The following is a 20,893-nucleotide window of genomic DNA, read 5'->3' as shown; positions in this document are numbered from 1 at the left end:
GGCCAACCGATCGGAACCGATCGAGAACTCATCAGGACGGAGAGCACCATGCCCCAAGCCCCAGATCGCGAGAAGGCCCTCGAACTGGCCCTCGCGCAAATCGAGAAGAGTCACGGCAAGGGCTCGGTCATGCGCCTGGGCGAGGAGACTCGCCAGCCGATTTCGGTCATCCCCACCGGGTCCATCGCCTTGGACGTCGCCCTGGGTATCGGCGGTCTGCCACGCGGCCGGATCATCGAGATCTACGGCCCGGAGTCCTCGGGTAAGACCACCGTCGCGTTGCACGCGGTGGCCAACGCCCAGGCGGCAGGCGGTATCGCCGCCTTCATCGACGCCGAGCATGCGCTCGATCCCGAATACGCCAAGAAGCTTGGCGTCGACACCGATTCGCTGTTGGTCAGCCAGCCGGACACCGGTGAGCAGGCCCTCGAGATCGCCGACATGCTGATCCGCTCCGGTGCGCTGGACATCCTGGTCATCGACTCCGTGGCCGCTCTGGTGCCGCGCGCCGAGATCGAGGGCGAGATGGGTGACAGCCACGTCGGCCTACAGGCCCGGTTGATGAGTCAGGCGCTCCGCAAGATCACCGGCGCACTGAACAACTCGGGCACCACCGCGATCTTCATCAACCAGCTGCGCGAGAAGATCGGCGTGATGTTCGGCTCACCCGAAACCACCACGGGTGGCAAGGCATTGAAGTTCTATGCCTCGGTCCGCCTGGACGTGCGCCGGATCGAGACGCTCAAGGACGGCACCGACGCGGTCGGCAACCGCACGCGCTGCAAGATCGTCAAGAACAAGATGGCGCCGCCGTTCAAGCAGGCCGAGTTCGACATCCTCTACGGCAGGGGCATCTCCAAGGAGGGCTCGCTCATCGACATGGGCGTCGAGCACGGCTTCGTGCGCAAGTCCGGCTCCTGGTTCACCTACGAGGGTGAGCAACTGGGGCAGGGCAAGGAGAATGCGCGCAACTTCCTGCTCCAGAACCCCGAAGTGGCCGCCGAGATCGAGAAGAAGATCAAGGAGAAGCTCGGCATCGGTGCCGTGCTGACCGACGACGCCAGCAATGTCGACGCACTTCCCGCCCCAGTCGACTTCTGAGTCGGACGAGGAGCAGACGCAGGATCCCCGCGAACGCGAGGAGCAGGCCCGCAACCTGTGCCTGCGTCTGCTCACCGTGCGGGCCCGCACCCGGGCCGAGCTCGCCGAGCGACTGACCAAGCGGGGTTACCCCGACGACGTCAGTGAGCGGGTGCTCGACCGATTGGCGACGGTGGGACTGGTCGACGATCAGGACTTCGCCGAACAGTGGGTCCGTTCGCGGCATCACAACGCCGGAAAGGGCAAGCGCGCCTTGGCTGCCGAATTGCGCACCAAGGGCGTGGACGACGACGTGATCGCCGACGCACTCGCCGACGTCGACGCCGACGCCGAGAGGGTTCGCGCCGAACGTCTCGTCGCCGACAAGTTGCGACGCGAGCGGCTCGACGACGACGGCGACGACGTCAAGGTCATCCGGCGGTTGGTCGGCATGCTGGCCCGCAAGGGGTACGCCTCGTCGATGGCTTTCGACGTGGTGAAGGTGGCGTTGGCCGGCGAGCGGGAACGCCGACGGGTCTAGGCGTCGAAGTCGGCCGACAGGCTCACCGTCCGCCACGCCGCCTGGTCGTGGGCGGTCCGCTTTAACTTGACCGCGACGTCGTCGAATGCGTTGGCCCCCAGCTGAATTCGCTCCGGAAGATCTTCGCGGTCGGCCAGGTCGACGATGATCTTCGCGGCCTTCACGGGGTCGCCCTGCTGGCCGTAATTGGTGTCGGTCGCCCACGAACGCGCCGCCCCCGACGTCGAGGCGTAGTCCTCGATGACGGTCTCGGTGAACACGAGGCTGCTTCCGTCGAGGAAGTTGGTCCGGAACGGGCCCGGCTCGACGGCCACCGACCGGATGCCCAGCGGCGCCAGCTCGTGGGTCATCGCCTCCGACAGCGCCTCGACCGCGAATTTCGTTGCGGCGTAGACGCCCCACCCCGGCCACGCCACGAACCCGCCGACGGACGACAGGTTGACCACTAGGCCCGAACCTTGGGCGCGCATGTGCGGCAGCACCGCCCTGGTGACGGCCAGCAGGCCGAACACGTTGACGTCGAAGATCGCCCGGATCTCGGCGTCGGAGGTCTCCTCGACGCTGCCGACCAGTCCCCGGCCCGCGTTGTTGACCAGAACGTCGACTCGGCCAAAGTGGTCGACGGCAGCATCGACGGCGGCGTCGACCTGCGCGGGATCGCCGACGTCCACGGTCACGGCGAGCAGCCGGTCGCCGGCGTCCGGAAAGGCGTCCAGGAGAGCCTGCGGGTTGCGTGCCGTCGCGACGACGCCGTGGCCCCGCCCGAGTGCCTCTCGGGTGATCTCCAGTCCGAAGCCACGTGACGCCCCGGTGATGAACCACACAGTCATGTCGAATCCCTTTCGTTGCGGTCTGTCACCGGATCACAACGCGGGGGCGAGCGCGGTCGACGCCGTCTGACGAGCCCCGCTCAACCTAGGTCTGTCAGAACTAGTTTCGAAGTCCACGGGACGCCGATGCGGCGATAATGGCGACATGACCAGCCGCAAGGACGAACTCAGCGAGTTTCTCCGGTCCCGCCGGGCCCGGTTGACGCCTGCCGAGGTCGGGCTCTCTGCAACGCGCAACGGCCGGCGGGTAGCAGGCTTGCGTCGCGAGGAACTGGCGCAGCTGGCCGGCGTGAGCCCTGACTACTACGCCCGCCTCGAACAGGGCCGGGCGACCAACGTGTCCGAACAAGTGCTCGACGCCGTGTCGACGGCGCTGCGCCTGGACCCCTTGGAGCGCAACCATCTCGTGGCCCTGATGAGGCCCACGGAGACGACACCAGTCATGCCGCGGGTCCGGCCGGCACTCCGCGCCATGGTCGCCGCCCTCGATCCGACGCCGGCGGTCCTCCATGGTCCGCGCTTGGAAGTGCTGGCCGTGAACGGCGCCGCAGCACGGCTGATCCACGACTTCGCCGCCATGCCCGCTGCCGAGCGCAACATGGTCCGGTGGATGTTCCTCGACCCTGCGGCGCGGCGGGTGTACCCCGACTGGGCAGACGTGGCCGCCCAGATGGTGGCGATCCTCCGGGTGGCCGCGGGCCGCGATGCCGCTGACGTGACGCTGAACCGGCTGGTCGACGAACTGCGTTCGAGATCAACGGATTTCGAGGCCGCGTGGTCGGCGCGCGACCTCTTCCAGCACACCCACGGACCGAAGCGCTTCCACCACGACGCCGTCGGGACCATCACGCTGAACTACGAGACGATGCACCTCCCGGCCGACCCGGGGCTGTCGGTGATCGTGTACACCGCGCCTGCCGGGTCGCCGTCGGAGGCGAAGCTCCGCGAGCTGGTCGGCACTCGGTGAGTTGGCCGCGTCAGATCGTCCCGCCGGCACCCGCACCGAAGGTGCCTTGGGTGACGGGTGCGGGGTGCAGCGGTTCGGGTCCGCGCTTGGAGCGGCGTAGCCGGCCTTCCAGCCATGTCGCGAACGCGCCGAGGCCGAAGTTGAGGCTGATCATGATGACGGCGATGACGATCAACGCCGGCACGTAATTGCCGTAGGCCGAGCCCACCTGCGTGCCTTGGCGCACCATCTCGAGGAAGGTGATCTGGTAGCCGATCGCGGTGTCCTTGAGTACCACGACCATCTGCGACACCAACACCGGCAGCATCGAGGTGACCGCCTGCGGCAGCAGGATGGACCGCATGACCTGGCCCCACCTCAAGCCCAGCGCCTCGGCCGCCTCGGACTGGCCCCGCGGCAGCGCGTTGACCCCGGCGCGGACGATCTCCGCGATGACGGCGCCGTTGTACAGCGTCAACCCCGTGATGACACCGGCCAGCGCCAGGTATTTCGACGGGAAGACGTCGTAGGTCGCGTAGAGGAAGTACGCGAAGATCATCATGATCAGCACCGGCACGGCGCGGAAGAATTCGACGATCACCGCGCAAGGGCGGCGGATGCCACCGTGGTGGGACAGTCGTCCGATGCCAAGGGCGAAACCAAGCAGGAGGGCCAGCACGATCGACACTGCCGCCGCGGTCAGCGTGCCCTGCACGCCCGGCAGCACGTAGGTCTTCCAGAGGTTTCCGGTCAGGAAGGGTTCCCACTTGGCCGCGGTCAACTGTCCCTTGGACTGCAGCCGGGTGTAGACCACCCACGCCGCGGCCAGCAGCAGCACCAGTGCGACGGCGCTGATGATCCGGTTGCGCATCCGGGCGCGGGGGCCGGGCGCGTCGAAGAGGACTGAGGCGCCGCTCACGATGTTCCGTTCTTCGCGGCGGTGCTCGTCTGCTCTTCGCGCAAGCGCTCATCGCCGCTCGTCACCGGGCCACCGCCAATCGTCTACCCAGCCAGCCGAACAACAGACCCAGCGGCAACGTCAGGATCACGAAGCCCAGGGCGAAGATCGCCCCGATGGTCGCCAGGGCGGCAGTGTTCTCGATCATCTCCTTCATCAACAACGCCGCTTCGGCGACCCCGATGGCCGAGGCGATCGTGGTGTTCTTCGTCAACGCGATGAGCACCGAGCCCAGCGGAATGACGACCGCGCGAAAGGCCTGCGGCAGCATGACCATTCGCAGGTTCTGGCCGAAGGTGAACCCCAGCGACCGGGCCGCCTCGGCCTGTCCGAGGGGCACGGTGTTGACGCCCGCGCGCACCGTCTCGCACACGAATGCCGCGGTGTAGACGGTCAGGCCCAGGACGGCCAAGCGGAAGTTGCTGTCCTCGATCGAGGTCCGGGACTGCGAGTCGACCAGGGTGATGCCCAACGTCTGGGCCAGGCCGAACGAGCAGAACAGGATGATCAACGTCAACGGGGTGTTGCGGACGACGTTGACGTAGGTCGTGCCGACCCAGTTGAGCATCGGCACCGGCGCCAGCCGCATCGCGGCCAGCACCGTGCCGAGGATCAGCGCCCCGACGGCGGAGTACACCGTCAACTGGATGGTGGTCCAGAACGCCTCGAAGATCTGGTCTTGATACTCGGAGAAGATCTCCACGTGGTCTCCGCTGAGTCAGATCACTTGTCGAGCGCAGGCGGCGCAGGCGTCGCGATGCCTGCCGGTCCGAGGTTCTTCTCGAACGCCTTGGCCCAGTCGCCGTCCTTCTCCATCTTGGTGATGGCGTCGCTGATCTTGGTCTGCAGGTCCTTGTCGTCCTTCTTCAGTCCGATGCCGTAGTTCTCCTCCGAGAACGGCTGGCCGACGATCTTGAACGTGCCGGGGCTCTGGGCGGCGTAGCCGGCCAGGATCACCTCGTCGGTGGTGACGGCGTCGATCGCACCGTTCTTCAAGGCCTCGATGCAGGCGGAGTAGGTGTCGTACTGCTGCAACTGCACGCCGGGGTACTTGTCCTTGATGCGCTGGGCCGGGGTGGACCCCGACACCGAGCAGAGCTTCTTGTTGTTCTGCAGCGAATCCGGGCCGGTGATGTCGGAGTTGTCGGCCTTGACGAGCAGGCTTTGGCCGGTGACCAGGTATGGGCCGGCGAAGGACACCTTCTCCTTGCGCGCGTCGGTGATCGAGTAGGTCGCAGCGATGAACTTGACCTGGTCGTTCTGAATCAACGTCTCGCGCTGGGCGGACGGCGATTCCTTCCATTCGATCTTGTCGGGGGTGAAGCCGAGCTGTCCGGCGACGTAGGTGGCGACGTCGACGTCGAATCCGCTCATCGTGCCGTCGGGGTTCTTCAACCCGAGGCCGGGCTGGTCGAACTTGGTGCCGATGACGATCTTGCCGTCGTCACCACCGGAGCCGCCGCCACCGCACGCGGTGACCGACAGGGGGAGCGCAACGGCGAGCGCCAGAGCGGCGGCCACCCTGAATCGAAGAGACGGCTTGCTGGAGGGCACGGCGGTATTCCTTTCGCGGGGCGTGTCAGTGGTTGAGGATCTTGCCGAGGAAGTCCTTGGCGCGTTCGGACTTCGGGCTGGAGAAGAATTCCTGGGGGTCGGCGTCCTCGACGATCGCGCCGTCGGCCATGAACACGATGCGGTCCGAGGCGCGGCGTGCGAAGCCCATTTCGTGGGTCACCACCACCATCGTCATGCCGTCTTCGGCCAGCGACGTCATCACCGCCAGGACCTCGTTGATCATCTCCGGATCCAGGGCGCTGGTGGGTTCGTCGAACAGCATCACCTTCGGGTTCATGGCCAGCGAGCGCGCGATCGCCACCCGCTGCTGCTGACCGCCGGAGAGCTGAGCCGGGTACTTGTCGGCCTGGTTGGCGATTCCGACGCGCTCGAGCAGCGACATCGCCGCCGTACGCGCCTGCTCCTTGGAGGTCTTGCGCACCTTCATCGGCGCGAGGGTGACGTTCTCCAGAATCGTCTTGTGCGCGAACAGGTTGAACGACTGGAACACCATGCCGACGTCCGAGCGAAGCTGTGCGAGCTTGCGCCCCTCCTCGGGCAGTTTCTCGCCGTCGACGGCGATGGTGCCCGAGTCGACCGGCTCGAGCCGATTGATGGTGCGGCACAACGTCGACTTGCCAGAACCCGACGGGCCCAGCACCACGACCACCTGGCCGCGGTCCACGTCGAGGTCGATGTCCTTGAGGACGTGGAGGCTGCCGAAGTGCTTGTTGACACCCTTGATCGAAATCATCGGCACCGTCGTAGGAGTCGGCTCTCGTGCGTCGGCCTCCGACTGGTCGGTCTGCATGCGCACAGACCTTACCCAGGGAATGATCAGCTGGCAGGGCTCTGGGCAATCCCGGGATGTCCGGCGAATTTGGATGCTGCTGGTGCCGCCGTACCATTGCAGGGTGACTTCGACGGTGGCCAGTGGTGCGTCCGCACGCACCTTTCAGGTGCGCACCTACGGCTGCCAAATGAACGTGCACGACTCCGAACGGCTCGCCGGCCTGCTCGAAGAGGCCGGTTACCAGCGCGCCGCCGAAGGCACCGACGCCGACGTGGTGGTGTTCAACACCTGCGCGGTGCGCGAGAACGCCGACAACAAGCTGTACGGCAACATCAGTCACCTGGTACCCCGCAAGGAAGCCAACCCCGACATGCAGATCGCCGTCGGCGGCTGCCTGGCGCAGAAGGATCGCGATGCGGTGCTGACGCGGGCGCCCTGGGTCGACGTCGTGTTCGGCACCCACAACATCGGCTCGCTTCCGACGTTGCTGGAACGCGCCCGCCACAACCGCGTCGCGCAGGTCGAGATCGTCGAGTCGCTCAAGGAGTTCCCCTCCACCCTGCCGGCGTCTCGCGAATCTTCTTATGCCGCTTGGGTTTCCATTTCGGTTGGCTGCAACAACACCTGCACGTTCTGCATCGTGCCCTCGCTGCGCGGCAAGGAGACCGACCGTCGGCCCGGCGACATCCTGGCCGAGGTGCAGTCGCTGGTCGACCAGGGTGTCCTGGAGGTCACGCTGCTGGGGCAAAACGTGAACGCCTATGGCGTCTCCTTTGCCGACCACGACGAGCCCACCGACCGCGGCGCCTTCGCCAAATTGCTCCGCGCCTGCGGCGGCATCGAGGGCCTGGAGCGGGTGCGGTTCACCTCGCCGCACCCGGCCGAGTTCACCGACGACGTGATCGAGGCGATGGCGACCACCCCCAACGTGTGCCCCACGCTGCACATGCCGTTGCAGTCGGGCTCCGATCGCATCCTGAAGGCGATGCGACGGTCCTATCGATCCGAGCGGTACCTCGGCATCATCGACCGGGTGCGTGCGGCCATTCCGCACGCGGCCATCACCACCGACCTGATCGTCGGGTTCCCCGGCGAGACCGAGGACGACTTCGCCGCCACCCTCGAGGTCGTGGAGCGGGCCCGGTTCGCCAGCGCGTTCACCTTCCAGTACTCCAAGCGCCCGGGAACCCCCGCCGCCGAGCTTCCCGACCAGATACCCAAGCACGTCGTGCAGGAGAGATACATGCGTCTGATCGAGCTGCAGGAGCGCATCTCCCTGGAGGAGAACGCCGCGCAGATCGGCACGACCGTCGAACTCCTCGTCGCCACCGGGGAGGGACGCAAGGACGTCAGCACGGCGAGGATGTCCGGGCGCGCTCGCGACGGCCGGCTCGTGCACTTCGCGCCCGGTGAGCGTGACATCCGTCCCGGTGACGTGGTCACCACCACCGTCACCGGTGCCGCGCCGCACCACCTCGTCGCCGACGCCGTCCTCCTCGAGCACCGGCGCACCAGATCCGGTGACGCGCACGAGGCGGGTCGTCGGGTCGTCACTGGAGCGACGTCCGTCGGTCTGGGGCTGCCGCGCATCGGCATGCCGCCCGCGCAGCCCGTCACGGCCGGGTGCAGCCGATGAGCCGCGACAAGCGCGACGAACCGAACTTCGAGGAGTTCAAGGGCGACCTCGAGGACGCCGAACGCCGGGTGGCCCGTGAAATCAACCCGGGCGCACGGGCTTTGGTGGTCGCCATCCTGGTCTTCGTCATCCTGCTCTCCTTCGTGCTGCCCCACACCGGCGGCGCGCGCGGACTCGACGTCCTGGTTGGCTCTCAGGCCGCGGTGGACGAGGCGATCGCACTGCCGTCCCGCGTGTTCACGTGGTTGATCCTGGTCTTCAGCGTGGGGTTCTCGATCCTGGCGCTGCTGACCCGTCGCTGGGGTCTGGCGTGGATCGCGCTCGCTGGCTCGGCCGTCGCCTGTCCGATTGGCATGCTGGCGGTGTGGTCGCGGCAAACGGTCGCCGAGCCTCACCCCGGCCCGGGCATCGGCCTGATCGTGGCGTGGATCGCGGTCATCCTGCTGTCGTTCCACTGGGCGCGGGTGGTGTGGTCGCGTACGGCCGTCCACCTGGCCGCCGAAGAGGAGCGACGCCGGCTCGCCACCGAACGTCAGCGCACGGGGCTGCTGGATCGCGACGGCCTGCCTGACCAGGGCATCGGGCCGTCGAGACCGGCTCCGGGGCCCGGTCGGTAGACCGGAGGCGCGGCGGATCCCACGGCGGCAGCCGGTTTCAAACCGCGAGATGTGGCCAATCCGGCCACGGTGAGCACCAAGGACGTCGACTCCGCCGCGCAGAGGCGAACCCCGGAGCCGCTCGTCGAGCGAATCCTCGACGTCAAGCGCATCTATCACGAACCCGACGTCCAGCGGTTCGCGAGGGCCCGTCAGATCCTCGAGCGCTCTCCGTCGGCCGAACGCATCGAAGTGCCGTCACACCAGGCCATTCCGGGGTTGTACGGCAACGCCGGCAACGTCGAGGACTGGGTGCGCACCAAGAGCGAGGTTCTCGTGCTCGGCGAGAAGAAGAGCCTGTCCGCACGACGCAACGAACGCTCCAGTGACTGGATCGCGCCGTCGACCTCCAACGGGTGCGCCATGGCGTGCTCGTACTGCTACGTGCCCCGCCGCAAGGGTTACGCCAACCCCATCACGGTGTTCGCCAACATCGAGAAGATCCTCGGCTACCTGGAGCGCCATGCCGGCAGGCAGGGCCCGAAGACACCCAACCAATGCGACCCGGTCGACTGGGTGTACGACATCGGCGAGAACGGCGATTGCTCGGTCGACGCAACGGTGTCGGACAACGTGGCCGACCTCGTCGCACTCTTCGCCCGACTCCCCAACGCGAAGGCCACCTTCGCCACCAAGCTCGTCAACCGGGGACTGCTCGACTACGACCCCCGCGGCGGCACGCGCGTGCGCTTCAGTCTGATGCCGGCCGAGACGTCGAAGGTGGTCGACGTGCGGACCTCGAGGGTGGCCGAGCGCATCGCCGCGATCGACGACTTCGTCGACGCCGGCTACGAAGTTCACCTCAACTTCAGCCCCGTCATCGTGCACGAGACGTGGCTGGCCGACTGGTCGGAGCTCTTCGAGCAGATCGCCGAAGGAACCAGCGAGCGCACCAAGGCCCAGCTGGCCGCCGAGATCATCTTCCTCACCCACAACGAGGGGTTGCACGAGGTCAACCTCGGCTGGCATCCCAAGGGCGAGGACCTGCTGTGGCGCCCGGATCTGCAGCAGCAGAAGACGAGCGAGAGCGGGCAGCTGAACGTCCGCTACAAGACGCCGTGGAAGGCGCGCTGGGTCGACCAACTCGTCGAGCTCCTCGCCGAGAAGCTTCCGACCTGCCGGGTGCGCTACGCGTTCTGACCGCCGACGACGGGTGCCGGCTAGCGCTTCTTGCCCAGGGCCGCGACGGCGGCCTCGGCCCACTCCCGCCACTGCTGCGCGCTCGCCCGGGCCTGCTCGGCGTCCTTGGTGCGTCCGGCGGCCTCGGCCTTGGCGGCCTGCTGTTCGAACTGCTCGGCGCGCTGCCGGAACTGGTCGGCCCTGGCTTGCGCCTCCGGATCGGTGCCCCCACCGGTGGATGCCGTGTCGCGGATCTTCTTCTCTACGGCCTTCATGCGCCGCTCGAACTCCGGAGCACGCTCGCGGGGGACCTTGCCGACGGCGTCCCACTTGTCGCCAACTCTACGCAGCGCGGCGCGGGCGGCGTCGGGGTTGGACAGGTCGATGGCCTCGGCCTCGGCGAGCAGCGCCTCCTTGAGCGTGGCGTTCGCCTCGAACTCCGCGTCACGCTCGGCGTTGACGGCGTTGCGCGCCTTGAAGAACTTGTCCTGGGCGGCCTTGAACCGCTTCCACAGCGCGTCGTCGACGTCCTTGGCCGCGCGGCCCGCCGCCTTCCACTCCGTCAGCATGTCGCGGAACGTCGCCGCGGTGGCACCCCAGTCGGTCGAGTCGGCCAGCTTCTCGGCGCGTTCGCACAGCGCCTCCTTGGCCTGGCGCGTGCCCACCCGCTCCCGGTCCAGCTCGGCGAAGTGGGACCCGCGGCGGCGGTTGAACGTCTCCCGGGCCGCCGAATAGCGCTTCCACAGAGCGTCGTCGGTCTTGCGGTCCAAGCCGGTGACCGTGCGCCACTCCTCGAGGATCTCGCGAAGCCGGTCGCCGGCGGCCTTCCACTGCGTGGCGTTGACGGCGATGTCCTCGGCCTCGACGGCCAGGGCCTCCTTGCGAGCGGTTTGAGCGGCCCGGTGCTCGTCGCGCTTCTGGCGTTCCTCGGCGGCGTGAGAATCGGCCTGCTCGACGATCGCGTTCAACCGGGAGGCCAAGGCGTCGACGTCGCCGAGCACCGACGCCGTCGGAAGGGTCTCGGCGAGCGCGGCGGCGGCCGACTTGATCTTGCGGGCGTCACCGGTACCCGAGGCCAGCCGGCGCTCCATCAGTGCCACTTCGGTGGCCAGGTCGTCGTAGCGCCGCCCGAAGTGCGCGTAGGCGGCCTCGCGCTCACCGGCCTGCCACGAACCCACGACGCGTTCGCCCGCTCCGGTCACCAGCCAGACCGTGCCGTCGTCGTCCACGCGGCCGAATCGGTGCGGGTCGCCGGTCGGTGGCGCCACCACCGCCGCCGGGGCGGCACCTGGTCGCGGCGCTGGCCGCGGCGGTCCTGGCCTGGGCACGGGCCGGGGGGTGGGCTTGGGTGCGTCGCTGGATTCGCTCGTCGTCATGTCCTGAAACCTCGTGCCCTCCGCGTGGGCGATCCACGCTCCTGCCGCGCAACGCGGCGCCTGTGCTTGCGATGACTTGCTCGTGACATTGAAACAGGTCGGGCCGGGGTGCGCCCACGCCTTTGCACGAGCAGTTGCCCTCGACGGATTCACCGGCCCCCGGACTGGCTAGCGTGAAGGCGTGCTCACCGCCATCGCCCACGTTCCGTCGGCGCCCGTCCTGGTGCCCGAACTGGCCACCGGCGCGGCCCCTGAACTGCAGGATCTGGTCGCCGCGGTAAGGCAGGCGGCCGCCGAGCTGCCCGCGCGCTGGTTCGCCGTCGGTGTCGGCCCCGCCGACACCGTGATCGGTCCCGGCACGGTCGGAACGTTCGGTGGGTACGGCTCCGACGTGCGGGTCGCCCTGTCCGCGGCCGCCGTCGGCGACCCGAAGCCGCTGCCGCTGTGCGTCCTCGTCGCGGCCTGGGTGCGCACGCAGTTCGCGCCGTCGGCCGCCGCCGAGGCCTGGGTGTACGCCCACGACCACACGAAAGAGGCCGCACTCGCCCGTGGCCGTGCCCTGCGTGCCGAGGTCGACGCGATCTCCGAACCCGTCGGAGTCCTCGTCGTCGCCGACGGCGCCAACACGCTCACCGCGGCCGCGCCAGGGGGTTACGACCCCACCTCGGCGGCCGTGCAGGCCGCTCTGGACGACGCGCTCGCCGCGGGCGACGCCGAGGCCCTGACCCGCGTGCCCGACGCCGTCGTGGGCCGGGTGGCCTACCAGGTGCTGGCCGGCCTGCTCGGAGCCTCGCCGTGGCAGGCGCGCGAGCTGTACCGCGGCGCTCCCTACGGCGTCGGATACGCCGTCGGGGCCTGGCGACCACGATGACCCCAGCCGCAGCGACCCGACCGATCGCCGTGGTCGGACCGACCGGCACCGGCAAGAGCGCGCTGGCGCTGGACCTGGCCGAGCGGCTCGGCGGGGAGATCGTCAACGCCGACGCCATGCAGCTCTACCGCGGTATGGACATCGGCACAGCCAAGCTCCCACCTGCCGAACGCCGGGGGATCGCCCACCACCAGCTCGACGTGCTGGACGTCACCGAGACCGCGACCGTCGGCCGCTACCAGAGCGCGGCCACCGCCGACGTGGAGGCCATCCTGGCCCGCGGGGCGGTGCCGATCGTCGTCGGCGGGTCGATGCTCTACGTCCAGTCGTTGCTCGACGAGTGGGAGTTCCCCGCGACCGATCCCGAGGTGCGGGCTCGATGGGAGGCCAGGCTCGCCGACGTCGGCGTGGCCGCCCTGCACGGCGAGCTCGCAGCCGTCGACGCCGAGGCCGCGGCGTCGATCCTGCCGACCGACGGCAGGCGCATCGTGCGTGCACTGGAGGTCGTCGAGCTGACGGGTCGGCCATTCGCGGCCAGCGCACCACAGATCGGCCACCCGCGCTGGGACGCGATGATCGTCGGAGTGGACTGGGAGACGGCACGACTCGACGACCGGCTTCGGCAGCGCACCGACGCGATGTTCGACGACGGTCTGGTCGACGAGGTCACGGCGCTACGACGACGCGGGCTGCGCGAGGGGACGACGGCGTCGCGGGCGCTCGGGTACGCGCAGGTGCTCGACGCGCTCGAGCAGACCGCCCTTGGCGGTGACGCCGGCGCCGCGTTCGCCGACGCCAGGGAACGGACGTTCACGGGCACCCGACGGTACGTGCGACGGCAGCGGTCGTGGTTCCGCCGTGATCACCGCATCCACTGGCTCGACGGGGCCGACCCCGACAACTGCGACGCCGTCCTCGCGCTGTGGCGACACGTATCCTGAACAGGTGATGTTCGCCAAGGGGCACGGGACGGAGAACGACTTCGTCGTGCTGCCCGACGTCGGTGCCCGCCTGGCGTTGACCCCGAGGGCCGTCTCGGCGCTGTGCGACCGCCGCCGCGGTCTCGGCGCCGACGGCGTCCTACGGGTGACCACTGCCGACGCCGCGCTGGCTGCCGGGGTCTTCGACCGGATTCCCGACGGCGTCGCCCCCGACGACTGGTACATGGACTACCGCAACGCCGACGGGTCGATCGCGCAGATGTGCGGCAACGGGGTGCGGGTGTTCGCCCACTACCTGCGGGTCAGCGGGCTCGAGCGGCGCGACGAGTTCGTCGTCGGCTCCCTGGCCGGGCCCCGTCAGGTGGTGCTGCGGGAGGTCACCGACCTGTCCGCCGACGTCACCGTCGACATGGGCAAGGCCAACACGTTCGGCACCGGCACCGCCACCGTCGGCGGACGGGAATTCCGCGGGGTGGCCGTCGACGTCGGCAACCCGCACCTGGCGTGCGTCGACGGCTCGCTGACCGCGGCCGAGCTCGCCGACCTCGACGTCGCCGCACCGGTCTCGTTCGACGCCGCCCTGTTTCCCGCCGGTGTCAACGTCGAAGTGCTCACCGCGCCGGTCGACGACGTCGTGACGATGCGGGTGCACGAGCGCGGGGTGGGCGAAACCCGTTCGTGCGGAACGGGAACCGTGGCGGCGGCGGTCGCCGCCCTCCGTCACCGCGGCGACGAGACGGGCACGCTCGCCGTCCGCATCCCCGGCGGCGAAGTCACCGTGACCGTCACCGACACCACCAGCCACCTGCGCGGACCGTCGGTGATGGTCGCCCAGGGCGAGCTCTCCGACGACTGGTGGCGAGCCCAACTGTGAATATTCGGATGCGCGAGACCACCTAAGAGGGGCAATATCTCCAACCACATGACGACTCCCAGACTGCCCAGCACGGGCGAACTCGACCTCGACGACCGCTCGGCGCTGCGCCGGGTGGTCGGCCTGTCCACCGAGCTGACCGACGTCACCGAAGTCGAATACCGGCAACTGCGGCTCGAACGCGTCGTGCTCATCGGCGTCTGGACCGACGGCACCGCCGCCGACGCCGACGCCAGCATGGCCGAACTCGCCGCCCTCGCCGAGACGGCCGGCTCCGAGGTCCTCGAGGCCATGGTGCAGCGCCGCGACAAGCCCGACGCGGGCACCTACATCGGCTCCGGCAAGGCCAAGGAATTGCGCGACGTCGTCGTGGCGACCGGTGCCGACACCGTCATCTGCGACGGCGAGCTGACCCCCGGTCAGCTCAACGCGTTGGAGAAGGCCGTCAAGGTCAAGGTGATCGACCGCACCGCGCTGATCCTCGACATCTTCGCCCAGCACGCCACCTCCGCCGAGGGCAAGGCGCAGGTCGCCTTCGCGCAGATGGAGTACATGCTGCCGCGGCTGCGCGGCTGGGGTGAGTCGATGTCACGGCAGGGCGGCGGCGCGGGCGGCAGCGGCGGGGGAGTCGGTACCCGGGGACCCGGTGAGACGAAGATCGAAACCGATCGTCGCCGGATCCGCGAACGAATGTCCAAGCTGCGGCGCGAGATCAAGGACATGAAGAAGATCCGCGACACCCAGCGCGGACGACGGTTGCGCAGCGAGGCGGCCTCGGTCGCCATCGTCGGCTACACCAACGCCGGCAAGTCGAGTCTGCTCAACGCGCTCACCGGTGCCGGGGTGCTGGTGGAGAACGCACTGTTCGCCACCCTCGAACCCACCACGCGCCGTGGACATTTCACCGACGGCAGGCCCTTCGTGCTGACCGACACGGTCGGTTTCGTCCGACACCTGCCCACTCAACTGGTCGAGGCGTTCCGCTCCACGCTGGAGGAGGTCGTAGACGCCGATCTGCTGATCCACGTGATCGACGGTTCCGACGTCAACCCGCTGGCTCAGGTCAACGCGGTTCGTCAGGTCGTCAACGAGGTGGTACGGGAGTACGACATCGCGCCGCCGCCAGAGTTGTTGGTGGTCAACAAGACCGACGCCGCCACGGGCCTGGGACTGGCGCAGTTGCGCCGTGCGCTGCCCGACGCCGTGTTCGTCTCGGCCCGCACCGGTGACGGACTGGACCGCCTTCGCAGCCGGATGAGCGAGATGGTCGAGCCCACCGACGTCACCGTCGACGTCACCATTCCCTACGAGCGTGGCGAACTGATCGCCCGCATGCACGCCGAGGGCCGGGTCGACGCGACCGAGCACACCGACATCGGTACGCGCATCAAGGCGCGCGTACCCGCGGCGTTGGCCGCCGCGCTCGTCGACTTCGTCACGTCGTAGGCCGCCACGGCGGCTTCTGCCGTCGCGTGCGGTAGAGTTGGATTCAATGTTGGTGTCGCCTCGCGCCGTCAACACGTCGTGGAACGCTCGATCTTCCCGGTGCCTTCGGCCACAGTGACGTGGCTCATCGCACGTCGGCGATCAGTGCATTGCACTAGCTCTTCTCGCGGCGATCGATTTTGCCCACCGGCAATCTCGCCCATCGAGCCACGTATTCACCCGACATCGGGGCACAGACGCGGCCGCACCCATGCCCGAAAGGCACTGAAGGACACATGACCTCACAACCCACCTTCGAATCCCTCGGCGTCCCGCAGCGCGTCAGTCGCGTGCTCGCCGACCAGGGCATCGCCAGCCCGTTCCCGATTCAGACGGGCACGCTGCCCGACACGCTCGCCGGTCGCGACGTACTGGGCCGCGGAAAGACAGGCAGCGGAAAGACGCTGGCCTTCAGCATCCCGCTGGTGTCCCGGCTGGCCGACAGCCATCGCCGTCCCTCGCAGCCGACCGGTCTGGTGCTGGCCCCCACCCGCGAGCTCGCCACCCAGATCACCGCCGTCATCGCGCCGCTCGCCGCCGCGCTGGGCATGAACGTCACCACCATCTTCGGTGGCGTCTCGCAGGGCCGCCAGGTGTCCGCGCTGCGGGCCGGCGTCGACATCGTGGTCGCCTGCCCCGGGCGCCTCGAAGATCTGATGAAGCAGCGCCTCATCTCGCTGGACTCGGTGCAGATCACCGTGCTTGACGAGGCCGACCACATGGCCGACCTCGGCTTCCTGCCCGGCGTGACCCGCATCCTGGCCGCCACCCCCGCCGGCGGGCAGCGGCTGCTGTTCTCGGCCACCTTGGACAACGGCGTCGACAAGCTCGTCAACCGCTTCCTGCGCAACCCCGTCACCCACTCGGTCGACGAGATCGACGCACCGCCGGTGGCCATGACGCATCACGTCTACCACGTCTCCGGCGCCGCCGAGAAGACGCAGCTGGTGCACCTTCTCGCCTCGGGCACCGGTCGCCGAATCCTGTTCATGCGCACCAAGCATCAGGCGCGCAAGCTCGCCAAGCAGCTCACCGACGCGGGGGTTCCCTCGGTGGACCTGCACGGCAACCTGTCCCAGCCGGCCCGCGACCGCAACCTCGCGGCGTTCAGCTCCGGTGACGCGCGCGTGCTCGTCGCCACCGACATCGCCGCGCGCGGTGTGCACGTCGACGACGTCGAACTGGTCGTCCACGTCGACCCGCCGGTCGAGCACAAGGCCTACCTGCATCGCTCGGGGCGCACTGCTCGTGCCGGCAGCGCGGGTGACGTCGTGACCGTCGTCCTGCCCGAACAGCGCAGGGACACTCAGCAGTTGCTGCGCAAGGCCGGTATCACCGCGGCGCCGCAGCAGGTGCGGGCTGACTCGGCGAGCGTCCTCGAACTCGTCGGCGAGATCGCGCCGCACCGCGAGCCGCCGGTCCGCCCGGCCACGCCGCCGACGTCGCGTGGCGGCAACCGTCGCACCGGTGGATCGGGGCGCGGCAACGGGGCTCCGTTCCGGGGCAACGCCTCCGGTGGCCGACCGGGTGGCGACGGGCGTCGCGGCGGCGGTCCCCGTCGTCCGCGGTCCGGCTCCGGACGCGCGCAGACCAGCTCCTAGTCGGCGACGCTCGGGCGGCCTTCTGGTCGCCCGAGGATCGTCGGCGGCTGATGCGCCCGCACCGGTGGCAACGGGCCGTCGAACCGCTCCACCTCCACCAAGACGTGAGCGCCGGTGCAGCCCTTGGCCAACGACGACGTGCCGACATCCGCGGTGAGGACGTTGGGGTTGCCGTGCACGCACATCGCGTCGGGGTCGGCCGGGTCCTGCGGGTCGTACCACGCACCGGTCGACAGTTGCACCACCCCGGGACGCAGGTCGTCGTCGACGACGACCCCGGCAAGACACGAGCCGCGGTCGTTGAACACCCGCACCACCTCACCAGCCGCCACGCCCCGTGTACCGGCATCCTCGGGATGCAGGCGAATTGGTTCGCGCCCATGGATCTTCGAGTCCACGCTCGTCTTCCCGCCGTCGAGCTGACCGTGCAACCGCGTCGCCGGCTGATTGGCCAGCAGGTGCAGTGGATAGGCCTGCGCGCGGGGGCCGCCCAGCCATTCCTCGGGTTCGAACCACGTGGGATGACCCGCGCAGTCGTCGTACCCGAAACCGTCGATCGCGGCGGAGAAGATCTCGATGCGCCCGCTGGGCGTGCCGAGGCGGTGGGCGACCGGGTCGGCCCGGAAGTCGGCCAGCAGTGACAGGCCGTCCTCGGTCGGCAGTACGACGTGCCCCGCGGCCCAGAACTCCTCGAAGCCGGGTACCTCGAAGTCGAGCTGGGCCGACCACGTCTCGTACAGGTGCACCAGCCACTCTCGGGCCGTGCGACCCTCGGTGAACTCGTCGCCGAAGCCGAGTCGGTCGGCCATCGCCGAAAACGTCGCGTAGTCGTCGCGGGACTGGGCGTACGGCTCGGCCAGCGCCGGCATCGCCATCAGGCGCGGGTCGTTGCGCGACCCGGAGTAGTCGTCGCGTTCGAACGGCGTCGTCGAGGGCACGACGACGTCGGCATGCTTGGCCATCGCGGTCCAGTACGGATCGTGCACGACGACGGTGTCGACCCGCCCGAGCGCGCGCCGCAGCCGCGGCAAATTCTGGTGGTGATGGAACGGGTTGCCGCCAGCCCAGTAGACGCACTTGACGTCGGGGTAGGTGAGACGGCGACCGTTGTAGTCGAAGTCCTCTCCGGGATGCAGCAGCATGTCACTGACCGCGGCCACCGGGATGAACGTCGACACGGGATTGAGTCCCTGTGGCAGCGTGGGCAATCGGCAGCGCAGCGGCGCCATCCCGACCTCGTTCTGCGACCCGTACCCGTGGCCGAATCCGCCACCGGGAACGCCTATTTGGCCCAACATCGCAGCCAGCGTCAGCCCCATCCACGGGGCCTGCTCGCCGTGGCGCACCCGCTGCAGCGACCAGCTGACCGTCACCAGCGTGCGCGCGGCGGCCATCCGACGGGCCAGGGCCACCAGCGTCTCGGCGGGCAGGTCGCTGATCTGGGCCGCCCACCCCGGTGACTTGGCCACCCCGTCGTCGAGGCCCAGTAGATACCGCTCGAAGCGCGGGTAGCCCGTGCTGTAGCGGTCGAGGAAGTCGCGGTCGGCGAGACCCTCGGTGGCCAGTACATAGGCCAGGCCCAGCATGATCGCCACGTCCGTGCCGGGTACGGGTGCCAGCCATTCGGAGTCGCCGGTGGTGTCGTCGCGCAGCGGGCTCACCGACACGATCTGGCCGCCACGCTCTCGAACCCGTTGCAGCCCATGGCGTGTCGGGTGTTCGGTGGTGCCGCCGGAGTTGACGGCCGCGTTCTTGACCCCGATTCCGCCGAAGGCCACGATCAGCTCGGTGTGCTCGGCGACGACGTCCCAGGACGTGGAGCGCTGGAAGAGGTCGTCGTGGGTCCCGACGACGCGCGGCATGATCACGCCGGTCGCGCCCAGGCTGTAGGAGTGGCGCGAAAAGGTGTATCCGCCAAGCATCTTCAGGAACCGGTGCACCTGACTCTGGGCGTGGTGGAAGCGTCCGGCGCTGGCCCAACCGTAGGACCCGCCGTAGATCGCCTCGTTGCCGTGGGAGTCGACGATGCGACGGAGCTCGTCGGCGAGCAGTTCGGTGAGTTCGTCCCAGGACACGGCGACGAACTCGTCGGACCCGCGCCGGGTGGTCGGCCCGGGGCCGTCTTCGAGCCATCCGCGTCGGATCGAGGGTGATTGCACCCGCGACGAATGCCGTATCGAGCCCGCGAGATTGCCGAGCAGGGGAGAGGGGTCGGCGTCGGCGGCGAACGGTTGGACCGAGGCGATGTCGCCGTCGCGGACGTCGGCGGTGAACGCACCCCAATGGGTCAGTGACGTCGAAGGGTTCGCCATCAGGCCGATCCTAGGGTGCGGCGCCCCGTCGGTGGACGGTCACCGATTCGCCACGGTCGCGGTCCGCCAACCATCCGGTTGGGTGGTATATCGTCGGTGCCACTCACTCACGCACCCCTCACCCCTTACGGAGGTCGGCCATGGGCGCCGTCAAGTACGACCGCACGATGTTCGAGCCGGAGCACGACATGTTCCGCGAGTCCTACCGCGCGTTCCTGGAGCGGCACGTCGCGCCGTTCCACGACGAGTGGGAGAAGAACAAGATCGTCGACCGGCAGGTGTGGCTGGAGGCGGGCAAGCAGGGCTTCCTCGGCATGGCCGTCCCCGAGGAGTACGGCGGCGGCGGCAACGACGACTTCCGCTACAACGTCATCGTCACCGAGGAGACCTCGGCCAGCCGCTTCAGCGGACTGGGCTTTCCCCTACAGAACGACGTCATGGCGCCCTACTTCCTGCGCTTGACCACCGAGGAGCAGAAGCAGCGCTGGCTGCCCGGCTTCTGTTCGGGTGACTACATCACCGCGATCGCCATGACCGAGCCGGGCACCGGCAGCGACCTGCAGGGCATCAAGACCCGGGCGGTCAAGCAGGAGGACGGCAGCTGGGTGCTCAACGGCTCCAAGACGTTCATCACCAACGGCATCAACGCCGATCTGGTCGTCGTCGTGGCCTGCACCGACCCCGACAAGGGTGCGCTGGGCTTCTCGCTGCTCGTCGTCGAGCGGGGGATGGCAGGGTTCGAACGCGGACGCCACCTCGACAAGATCGGCCTCGAGGCGCAGGACACCGCGGAGCTGTCGTTCACCGACGTCCACGTGCCCGCCGAGAACCTGCTGGGCGAGGAGGGCTCGGGCTTCGTCTACCTGATGCAGAACCTCCCTCAGGAACGCATCAGCATCGCCGTCATGGCCGCCGCGGGCATGGAGGCCGTTCTCGAGCAGACGCTGCAATACGCCAAGGACCGCAAGGCGTTCGGCAAGCCGATCGGGAGCTTTCAGAACAGCAGGTTCCTGCTCGCGGAGCTGGCCACCGAGGCCACCGTCGTCCGCATGATGGTCGACGAGTTCGTCGAACTGCACCTCGAGGAGAAGTTGACCGTCGAGCAGGCCGCCATGGCCAAGTGGTACGCCACCGAGGCCCAGGTCAAGCTCAACGACCGCTGCCTGCAGCTGCACGGGGGTTACGGCTACATGCGCGAATACCCCGTCGCCCGGGCTTTCCTCGACGCTCGCATCCAGACGATCTACGGCGGCACCACCGAGATCATGAAGGAGATCATCGGCCGCAGCTTGGGCGTCTAGCACGCTCACGCGCACCGTG

General features: G+C 68.7%; 19 protein-coding genes. 12 read left to right on the top strand and 7 right to left on the bottom strand.

The features are described from left to right. Positions 1–48 precede the first annotated feature (48 nt). Positions 49–1,101 (top strand): recombinase RecA, encoded by a 1,053-nt coding sequence (recA, locus tag H7K45_RS22480; protein WP_263998182.1) that lies wholly within the window; start codon positions 49–51, stop codon positions 1,099–1,101. Next, positions 1,067–1,621, top strand: coding sequence for a recombination regulator RecX (gene recX / locus H7K45_RS22475; protein ID WP_263998181.1), 555 nt, complete (start codon positions 1,067–1,069; stop codon positions 1,619–1,621). Before recA ends, recX begins: the two co-directional genes overlap by 35 nt. On the opposite strand, the gene H7K45_RS22470 is transcribed toward recX, so the two are convergent. Further along, positions 1,618–2,451, bottom strand: a complete 834-nt coding sequence (locus tag H7K45_RS22470) for an oxidoreductase (RefSeq protein ID WP_263998180.1) — start codon at positions 2,449–2,451, stop codon at positions 1,618–1,620. The genes recX and H7K45_RS22470 overlap by 4 nt on opposite strands. A 145-nt stretch (positions 2,452–2,596) precedes the next feature. On the opposite strand from H7K45_RS22470, the gene H7K45_RS22465 reads away from it, so the two are divergent. Beyond that, a complete protein-coding gene (locus H7K45_RS22465; RefSeq protein WP_263998179.1) occupies positions 2,597–3,418 on the top strand; it encodes a helix-turn-helix transcriptional regulator in 822 nt (273 codons plus the stop codon). 10 nt (positions 3,419–3,428) lie between these two features. Here the strand turns inward: H7K45_RS22465 and H7K45_RS22460 are convergent, their stop codons facing one another. The 4 genes from H7K45_RS22460 to H7K45_RS22445 form a co-directional block, all read right to left on the bottom strand. Continuing rightward, a complete protein-coding gene (locus H7K45_RS22460) occupies positions 3,429–4,268 on the bottom strand; it encodes an amino acid ABC transporter permease (protein WP_276070451.1) in 840 nt (279 codons plus the stop codon). A gap of 109 nt (positions 4,269–4,377) precedes the next feature. Continuing rightward, positions 4,378–5,058 (bottom strand): amino acid ABC transporter permease, encoded by a 681-nt coding sequence (locus H7K45_RS22455; RefSeq protein ID WP_263998177.1) that lies wholly within the window; start codon positions 5,056–5,058, stop codon positions 4,378–4,380. A 20-nt stretch (positions 5,059–5,078) separates the two neighbouring features. Beyond that, the gene (locus tag H7K45_RS22450; protein WP_263998176.1) at positions 5,079–5,909 is read right to left on the bottom strand and encodes a glutamate ABC transporter substrate-binding protein; all 831 of its coding nucleotides are present in this window, start codon (positions 5,907–5,909) and stop codon (positions 5,079–5,081) included. 25 nt (positions 5,910–5,934) lie between these two features. Then, positions 5,935–6,663 (bottom strand): amino acid ABC transporter ATP-binding protein, encoded by a 729-nt coding sequence (locus tag H7K45_RS22445; protein WP_263998408.1) that lies wholly within the window; start codon positions 6,661–6,663, stop codon positions 5,935–5,937. A gap of 160 nt (positions 6,664–6,823) precedes the next feature. On the opposite strand from H7K45_RS22445, the gene miaB reads away from it, so the two are divergent. The 3 genes from miaB (at position 6,824) to H7K45_RS22430 (ending at position 10,134) form a co-directional block, all read left to right on the top strand. After that, complete coding sequence (miaB, locus tag H7K45_RS22440; RefSeq protein WP_263998175.1) at positions 6,824–8,338, top strand: tRNA (N6-isopentenyl adenosine(37)-C2)-methylthiotransferase MiaB; 1,515 nt, start codon at positions 6,824–6,826, stop codon at positions 8,336–8,338. After that, complete coding sequence (locus H7K45_RS22435) at positions 8,335–8,955, top strand: Rv2732c family membrane protein (RefSeq protein WP_263998174.1); 621 nt, start codon at positions 8,335–8,337, stop codon at positions 8,953–8,955. Before miaB ends, H7K45_RS22435 begins: the two co-directional genes overlap by 4 nt. Positions 8,956–9,024: 69 nt before the next feature. Beyond that, positions 9,025–10,134, top strand: coding sequence for a spore photoproduct lyase family protein (locus tag H7K45_RS22430; protein ID WP_263998173.1), 1,110 nt, complete (start codon positions 9,025–9,027; stop codon positions 10,132–10,134). 20 nt (positions 10,135–10,154) lie between these two features. Here H7K45_RS22430 and H7K45_RS22425 read toward each other — a convergent pair whose 3' ends face one another. Beyond that, positions 10,155–11,489, bottom strand: coding sequence for a DUF349 domain-containing protein (locus tag H7K45_RS22425; protein WP_263998172.1), 1,335 nt, complete (start codon positions 11,487–11,489; stop codon positions 10,155–10,157). A gap of 181 nt (positions 11,490–11,670) precedes the next feature. On the opposite strand from H7K45_RS22425, the gene H7K45_RS22420 reads away from it, so the two are divergent. The 5 genes from H7K45_RS22420 to H7K45_RS22400 all read left to right on the top strand — a co-directional run bounded on the left by H7K45_RS22420 (position 11,671) and on the right by H7K45_RS22400 (position 17,261). Continuing rightward, positions 11,671–12,360, top strand: a complete 690-nt coding sequence (locus tag H7K45_RS22420) for a class III extradiol ring-cleavage dioxygenase family protein (RefSeq protein WP_263998171.1) — start codon at positions 11,671–11,673, stop codon at positions 12,358–12,360. Then, on the top strand, positions 12,357–13,301 hold the full coding sequence (miaA, locus tag H7K45_RS22415) for a tRNA (adenosine(37)-N6)-dimethylallyltransferase MiaA (RefSeq protein ID WP_263998170.1): 945 nt from the start codon (positions 12,357–12,359) through the stop codon (positions 13,299–13,301). Before H7K45_RS22420 ends, miaA begins: the two co-directional genes overlap by 4 nt. A gap of 4 nt (positions 13,302–13,305) precedes the next feature. Further along, entirely contained in the window at positions 13,306–14,175 is an 870-nt protein-coding gene (gene dapF / locus H7K45_RS22410) for a diaminopimelate epimerase (protein WP_263998169.1), read from the top strand. Between the two features lie 48 nt (positions 14,176–14,223). Beyond that, on the top strand, positions 14,224–15,621 hold the full coding sequence (hflX, locus tag H7K45_RS22405) for a GTPase HflX (protein ID WP_263998168.1): 1,398 nt from the start codon (positions 14,224–14,226) through the stop codon (positions 15,619–15,621). Between the two features lie 275 nt (positions 15,622–15,896). After that, the gene (locus H7K45_RS22400) at positions 15,897–17,261 is read left to right on the top strand and encodes a DEAD/DEAH box helicase (protein WP_263998167.1); all 1,365 of its coding nucleotides are present in this window, start codon (positions 15,897–15,899) and stop codon (positions 17,259–17,261) included. Here the strand turns inward: H7K45_RS22400 and H7K45_RS22395 are convergent. Then, a complete protein-coding gene (locus H7K45_RS22395) occupies positions 17,258–19,573 on the bottom strand; it encodes a molybdopterin guanine dinucleotide-containing S/N-oxide reductase (protein WP_263998166.1) in 2,316 nt (771 codons plus the stop codon). The two genes, H7K45_RS22400 and H7K45_RS22395, sit on opposite strands and share 4 nt — an antisense overlap. Before the next feature lie 140 nt (positions 19,574–19,713). Between H7K45_RS22395 and H7K45_RS22390 the strand changes: the two genes are divergently transcribed. After that, on the top strand, positions 19,714–20,874 hold the full coding sequence (locus H7K45_RS22390) for an acyl-CoA dehydrogenase family protein (RefSeq protein ID WP_263998165.1): 1,161 nt from the start codon (positions 19,714–19,716) through the stop codon (positions 20,872–20,874). Positions 20,875–20,893: the final 19 nt, after the last annotated feature.

The sequence above is a fragment of the Mycobacterium yunnanensis genome, from assembly GCF_025823185.1.
GTDB lineage: Bacteria > Actinomycetota > Actinomycetes > Mycobacteriales > Mycobacteriaceae > Mycobacterium > Mycobacterium yunnanensis.
Note: the sequence above shows the minus strand (reverse complement) of the source record. Positions and strands in the feature narration are given on the sequence as shown.

Excerpts from the sequence above, each read along its gene's own strand:
- H7K45_RS22400 (WP_263998167.1), top strand. The coding sequence starts at position 15,897 with ATGACCTCACAACCCACCTTCGAATCCCTCGGCGTCCCGCAGCGCGTC.
- hflX (WP_263998168.1), top strand. The coding sequence starts at position 14,224 with ATGACGACTCCCAGACTGCCCAGCACGGGCGAACTCGACCTCGACGAC.
- H7K45_RS22445 (WP_263998408.1), bottom strand. The coding sequence starts at position 6,663 with ATGATTTCGATCAAGGGTGTCAACAAGCACTTCGGCAGCCTCCACGTC.
- H7K45_RS22460 (WP_276070451.1), bottom strand. The coding sequence starts at position 4,268 with ATGCGCAACCGGATCATCAGCGCCGTCGCACTGGTGCTGCTGCTGGCC.
- H7K45_RS22465 (WP_263998179.1), top strand. The coding sequence starts at position 2,597 with ATGACCAGCCGCAAGGACGAACTCAGCGAGTTTCTCCGGTCCCGCCGG.
- recX (WP_263998181.1), top strand. The coding sequence starts at position 1,067 with ATGTCGACGCACTTCCCGCCCCAGTCGACTTCTGAGTCGGACGAGGAG.
- recA (WP_263998182.1), top strand. The coding sequence starts at position 49 with ATGCCCCAAGCCCCAGATCGCGAGAAGGCCCTCGAACTGGCCCTCGCG.
- H7K45_RS22390 (WP_263998165.1), top strand. The coding sequence starts at position 19,714 with ATGGGCGCCGTCAAGTACGACCGCACGATGTTCGAGCCGGAGCACGAC.
- H7K45_RS22425 (WP_263998172.1), bottom strand. The coding sequence starts at position 11,489 with ATGACGACGAGCGAATCCAGCGACGCACCCAAGCCCACCCCCCGGCCC.
- H7K45_RS22435 (WP_263998174.1), top strand. The coding sequence starts at position 8,335 with ATGAGCCGCGACAAGCGCGACGAACCGAACTTCGAGGAGTTCAAGGGC.
- H7K45_RS22395 (WP_263998166.1), bottom strand. The coding sequence starts at position 19,573 with ATGGCGAACCCTTCGACGTCACTGACCCATTGGGGTGCGTTCACCGCC.
- miaA (WP_263998170.1), top strand. The coding sequence starts at position 12,357 with ATGACCCCAGCCGCAGCGACCCGACCGATCGCCGTGGTCGGACCGACC.
- H7K45_RS22470 (WP_263998180.1), bottom strand. The coding sequence starts at position 2,451 with ATGACTGTGTGGTTCATCACCGGGGCGTCACGTGGCTTCGGACTGGAG.